This window comes from Azospirillum sp. UFLA03-27 (assembly GCF_059803775.1).
The window spans coordinates 1-5,385 of sequence record NZ_JAUQTX010000346.1 but is presented as its reverse complement, the minus strand read 5'-3'; the positions used below and the strand labels follow the sequence as shown (position 1 = coordinate 5,385).

The 5,385-nt window shown below is 69.5% G+C and carries 4 protein-coding genes; 1 reads left to right on the top strand and 3 read right to left on the bottom strand.

Features of this window, described 5'->3' with window-relative positions; all coding sequences use genetic code 11:
* Position 1: 1 nt before the first annotated feature.
* The gene (locus Q4I23_RS30155) at positions 2-2,638 is read right to left on the bottom strand and encodes a PAS domain-containing protein (protein ID WP_498528660.1); all 2,637 of its coding nucleotides are present in this window, start codon (positions 2,636-2,638) and stop codon (positions 2-4) included.
* Between Q4I23_RS30155 and Q4I23_RS30150 the strand changes: the two genes are divergently transcribed.
* Complete coding sequence (locus Q4I23_RS30150) at positions 2,579-2,716, top strand: hypothetical protein (protein ID WP_454017927.1); 138 nt, start codon at positions 2,579-2,581, stop codon at positions 2,714-2,716. The two genes, Q4I23_RS30155 and Q4I23_RS30150, sit on opposite strands and share 60 nt — an antisense overlap.
* 189 nt (positions 2,717-2,905) lie before the next feature.
* Here the strand turns inward: Q4I23_RS30150 and Q4I23_RS30145 are convergent, their stop codons facing one another.
* Positions 2,906-4,306: an amidase gene (locus tag Q4I23_RS30145; RefSeq protein WP_498528659.1), complete on the bottom strand. Its 1,401-nt coding sequence runs from the start codon at positions 4,304-4,306 to the stop codon at positions 2,906-2,908.
* Positions 4,297-5,346, bottom strand: a complete 1,050-nt coding sequence (locus Q4I23_RS30140) for an MFS transporter (RefSeq protein ID WP_498528658.1) — start codon at positions 5,344-5,346, stop codon at positions 4,297-4,299. Before Q4I23_RS30140 ends, Q4I23_RS30145 begins: the two co-directional genes overlap by 10 nt.
* Positions 5,347-5,385 lie beyond the last annotated feature (39 nt).

The window sequence follows — 5,385 nt, the reverse complement described above, 5'->3', positions numbered from 1 at the left end:
GTTATAGTCTCGTGGGCTCGGAGATGTGTATAAGAGACAGGGAGAAGACCGACCCATGGGCCGGTTCGGAGCGCACCGACACCGGATGGTTCAGCAGCCGGGACAGCCGCTTCACGATGGCGAGCCCCAGGCCGAGCCCCTGGCTGCGGTCGCGTTCCGGATTGGCGACCTGATGGAACTCCTCGAAGACCTTGGTCTGCTGCTCCGCCGAGATGCCGATGCCGCTGTCCTGCACCATGATGCGGACGGTGCCGTTCGCCGCCTCGCAGGACACGCGGACATAGCCCGCCTCGGTGTAGCGGATGGCGTTCTCCACCAGATTGCGGAGCATCCGGCCGAGCAGCAGCCGGTCGCTGCGCACCGCCAGATCCGGCGCGGGCTGGACGACGGTGAACTCCAGCCCCTTGCTGGAGGCGATCGGGACATAGGCCGCCTCGATCTCGTCCAGCATCGGGCGCAGGGACACCGTGTCGATTTGCGGGTTGATGACACCAGCGTCCAGGCGCGACACGTCCAGCAGGCTGTCGAGAAGATTCTTCAGCGTTTCCAGCGCACGCTCCAGCGAGGCCAGCGAGCCGCGCCCCTTGACGGGATCGACGTGGTGGTGCAGGACCCCGGCGAACAGCAGGGCGGATTGCAGCGGCTGGCGCAGGTCGTGGCTGGCCGCGGCCAGGAACTTCGACTTGGAGACGTTGGCCTCGTCGGCCTTGGCCTTGGCGTCGCGCAGGGCCTGCTCCATCATCTTGCGCCCGGTGATGTCGATGTTCAATCCGCTGAGCCGGACCAGGCGCCCGTTGTCATAGACGGGGCGCCCGATCGCCATGATCCAGCGCACCCCATCGCGCGGATGAAGGATGCGGAACTCCCCGCGGTAATCGGAACGCCGGGCTTCCAGCACGTCCTTTGTGAACTGGCGCACCGAGTCCCGGTCCGCCGGGTGGACCAGTTCGAAAAAGCTGTTCTCGCCGGGCGTGAAGTTGTCCGGAGTGACGCCGTACAGCCGGTACATGCCATCCGACCAGGCCAGTGTCCGGTCGCGCTGGTCGAAATCCCAGATGCCGGCTTCCGACGCGGCAAGCGCGATGGTCAGCCGCTCCTCGCTGCGGCGCAGCGCCTCCTCCAGGGCCTTGCGTTCGGTGATGTCCAGATTCAGGCCGCTGAAGTGCAGCGGCGTGCCGTCGGGGCCGTAGCTGACCCGCCCGATCGACGAGACCCAGCGGATGGCGCCGCCGGGCTGGACGATTCGGTACTCCAGCCGGACGTAGGAACGCCGCTCGGCGAGCATTTCCGTCTGGGCCTTCAGCGTCGCGATGTCGAAATCGTCGGGATGGACCACCGACCGCCACATGGCGCTGGTCGCCTCATGCACGGCGGGATCGAGGCCGAAGATGCGGTGGGTTTCTTCCGACCAGTGCCCCTGGCCGGAGGTGAGATCCCAGTCGAAGGTGCCGGCCAGGGCGGATTCAAGGGCGAAGCTTAGCCGGTCCTTGCTCTTGCGCAGATCGTCCTCGGCCTGGCGCCGCCGGGTGATGTCGAGGAGATAGACCGACATCCCGTTCGCGTTGGGAAAGGCCCGCATCCAGAACCAGCGTCCGGTGCGCATCCCTTGGAATTCATCGTCGATCGGCGTCTGCCCGGCCATCGCCTGATGGGCCTTGCGCCACAGCGGCGTGTCGACCAGTTCCGGAAAGGCGTCCCACAGCGACCGCCCACGCAGGTCGCGGCCCTGGGCGATCAGGGAAACCGCCTTGTCGTTCAGGTAGGTGAAGCGCCAGTCGCGGTCCATCTCGATCACGCCGTCCACCGTGCTGCCGAGCACCGCCGCCATGCGCAACGCATTGCTGCGTGCCAGATCGTGCGCGCGCAGGAAGCGCCACAGGCTCCAGCCCGCGGTGATCCCGGCGAACAGGAAAAGCCCGATGAAAATGATGAGCGTGCGCCGGGCGGCCGCGTTGACCGGCCGCATGGATTCGTCCTTGTCCAGGCTGACATGGACGTAGAGGTTGGGAACGCCGGCGGCCAGCGGCGACATTGCGGTGATCCGCATCCGGCCATCCGGACCGGGCGCTTCGACCACACGCCGCTCGCCCTGCTCCAGCAGAACTTGGTAAGGCGTGTGGAGCGGTTTGCCGACGGTGTCCGGCATCTCCGGCTGGTGCGCCAGGACGATGCCGGAGCGGTCGGCGATCACCACCTCCGCGTCGTCCGGCAGACTCTTCTCGCGAAGGAACAGGTTCAGCCACGTGGTGTCGAGGAGCACCGTCACCACGCCTGCCGGAACGCCGTTCCCGTCCTTGTAGGCCAGGGCGAAGGGGATGGAGGGGCGGCCCGTGGTGCGGGAGGTCAGGGTGGCCCCGTTGGTTTGCTCCCCGCTGGTCAACGCCTCCTGCCAATAGCTGCGATCGGCGACCGAAAGACCGCGTGCCTGCGGTTGGGTGGAACACCAGATGGTCCCAGACCGGTTGCTGATGCTCACCGCCAGATACGGTGGAAACTTCGCCTTGATCCGAAGAAGTGTGTCCTGACAGGCCGCTGGAGACGATTGCCCTATGCCCATCTCCGTAAGGGCAACCAAAACGTGTTCGATATCGTCGGCGATGCGCTGCTGTTCGGATTCGACCTGATCCAGAAGCTGCATCGACTCCAGGCGGATTTCCGTTTCCCGGGACTTGCGCAATTCCAGGATGTTGTACACTTCAAAGGCGATCAGCGGTAATGCAACCATAAGGAAAAGAATCGACAACCGACGCGCCGACCATCCAGGCCGCTGGTCCGGCTCGCTGGTCTTCACCCGTATCTCCCTACTCCACCCCTCTCCAGGTGAAGATTGCCAGAATACGATGGTAATTGATACAGGCTGTCCGTTCTATCCCCATCGCCGTTTCTCTTTTTCTTCAAAAGGCTGTCACGCTACAAGGCCAGTGTAACCGCAGGTGGCTTCCACCACGGCGGCCAGCCGCAGCACCGCCGCGTCGGACAGGCGCGGGCCGGCGATCTGCAGCCCAACCGGAAGCCCGCCGCTCTCCGTCAGCCCGCAGGGGACCGAGCAGGCCGGCGCGTAGCAGTGATTGAACAGAGGTGTGAAGACCGCGTGGCCGCGTGGCGTCACCGGTCGCCCGTCGATGGTGGCGGGGCCAAGCCGGTCGAACGGCCATGCGGTGACCGGAGTCGTCGGGCAGACCAGCAGGTCGTACCGTGTGAAGAGGGCGGCCAGCGCGCGGTAGGCCTCCTCCCGCAGATGCAGGGCGTGGGCGACCTCCGCGCCGCTGGTGCGCAGCCCGGCGCCGATCTGCTGTCCGATGTCAGGGTCGAACAGGTCCAGCGTGGCGCGGTAGCGCTCGCCGTAGAGCGCGGCGAGGCCGGCGAACTGGAGGGGCATCAGGCCGCTTTCCCCGGCACCGTCGGGCCAGACCGGGTCGGCCTCCTCGACGATGGCCCCGGCGTCGGCGAGGCGGTGAACGGCGCGCTCCACGCAGGCCGCGACCTCCGGGTCCACGGGGGCGTCCAGCCCCAGCCGTCGGCTGTAGGCGATGCGCAGGCCCGCCGGGTCAGGGTTGGCGGCGGCATGGACGAAGGAGCCGGACACCGCCACCGATTGCGGGTCGCGCGGGTCCGGCCCGGCCAGCGCGTCGAGCATCAGCGCCACGTCGGCGACGGAGCGGGCCATCTGGCCGATCACCGAATTGCCGAACACCGGCTCGGCGAAGCCGACGGGGTGGGGGACGACGCCGGCCGAGGGCTTCATGCCGACCACCCCGACATGGGCGGCGGGCCGGCGGGTGGAGCCGCCGCCGTCAGTGCACAGCGCCAGCGGCGCCAAGCCCGCCGCCACCGCGCTGGCCGCCCCGCCGGAGGAACCGCCGGGCGTCAGCGCCACGTCCCAGGGATTCCGGGTCGGGCCGTGCAGGCGATTGGTCGTCACCCCCTTGCAGGCGAATTCCGAGCAGTTGGTGATTCCCGCGAAGACGGCGCCCGCGGCGCGCAGCCGGGCCACCGCCACCGCGTCCTCCGGCGCCACGAAGTCCTCGAACAGCCGCGATCCCTGGCGGACCGGCTGTCCGCGCACCCAGATGTTGTCCTTCACCGTGAAGGGCACGCCGAGCAGGGGCAGCGCCTCGCCTCGCGTGGCACGCTCGTCGGCGGCCCGCGCCTCCGCCCGCCCGGCCTCCGGGTCGAGATGGACGATGGCGTTCAGCCGCGGATTCTCGGTCGCGATCCGCTCCAGCAGATCGTCGTAGAGGGCGACGGCGCTGACCGCGCGGGCGGCGACCTGTTCGGCGATCCAGCGGGCGCTCATCATGCGCATGGGGTGTCCTCGGCAGCGGTGGAAAGGTCCGGGGTGGGGGCCGGCGGCAGGGGAATGACCAGCGCCGCGGCGCCGGCCAGCGCGGCGGCGGCGGCCGCCAGATAGCCGGCGGAATAGCCGAAGCCCCCGGCGACCAGCAGGCTGAACAGCGCCGGCCCGATGACCAGCCCGGCGTAGGCGATGGCGAGCATGCCGCCCGTCGCCTCGCCCGCCCGGCCCGTCGGGGCGAGACGGGCGACCTCCGAAACGAACAGGCCGTTCCAACCGCTCGCCGACAGGCCGAAGGCGGCGCAGACGGCCAGGAAGGCGGGCACCGGCCAGCCGGGGGAGGCGATGGCGACCAGGGCGGCGGCCACGCTCATGGCGACGCCCAGCCCGGCGAGGATGACGCGGGGCGGCGCCCAGCGCGTCGCCACGAGGCCCCAGCCGACGCGCCCCACCAGCCCGGCGCCCTGCGCCACAGCCAACGCCGTGCCCGCCAGCGGCAGGCTCCAGCCCAGGCCGGTCACCGCGAAGCTGACCAGGAAGCCGTTCAGGCAAAGCTGCATGGCCGAGAAGGCGCAGACAGCCATGGCCAGCCGGCGCAGCGCCGGTTCCCCGACGACCAGATCGAGCGCGCGCTTCAACGTGCCGCGCCCGGCGGGGCGGGGGGCGGCGCGGTCGTCGCCGTCGTGGCGGCGGGCCAGCGGCTCCAGGACGAGCGCCAGGACGGCGGTGGCGCCCGCCACGACCAGCAGGCTGGCCTGCCAGCCGACGGACAGGACCAGCAGCGGCACGGCAAATCCCGCGGCCATGCCGCCGAACTGGTTGCCGGTCTGGCGCAGCGAGAAGACCAGCGGGCGCTTCTCCGGCGGGGTCAGCCGGGACAGCAGCTGCGTGCTGGCCGGCGTTTCCGGCCCGAAGGCGAAGCCCAGCGCCAGCGCCCCCAGCAGGAAGGCGATGGGAAGGGCGCTGGCCGACAGCAGCGCGGCTCCTGCTGCGGCGAGCAGGCAGGCCTGGCAGGTGCGGATCGCCCCCCAACGGGCCTGTCTCTTATACACATCTGACGCTGCCGACGATTATACGCGAGTGTAGATCTC

Excerpts from the sequence above, each read along its gene's own strand:
- Q4I23_RS30155 (WP_498528660.1), bottom strand. The coding sequence starts at position 2,638 with ATGCAGCTTCTGGATCAGGTCGAATCCGAACAGCAGCGCATCGCCGAC.
- Q4I23_RS30145 (WP_498528659.1), bottom strand. The coding sequence starts at position 4,306 with ATGCGCATGATGAGCGCCCGCTGGATCGCCGAACAGGTCGCCGCCCGC.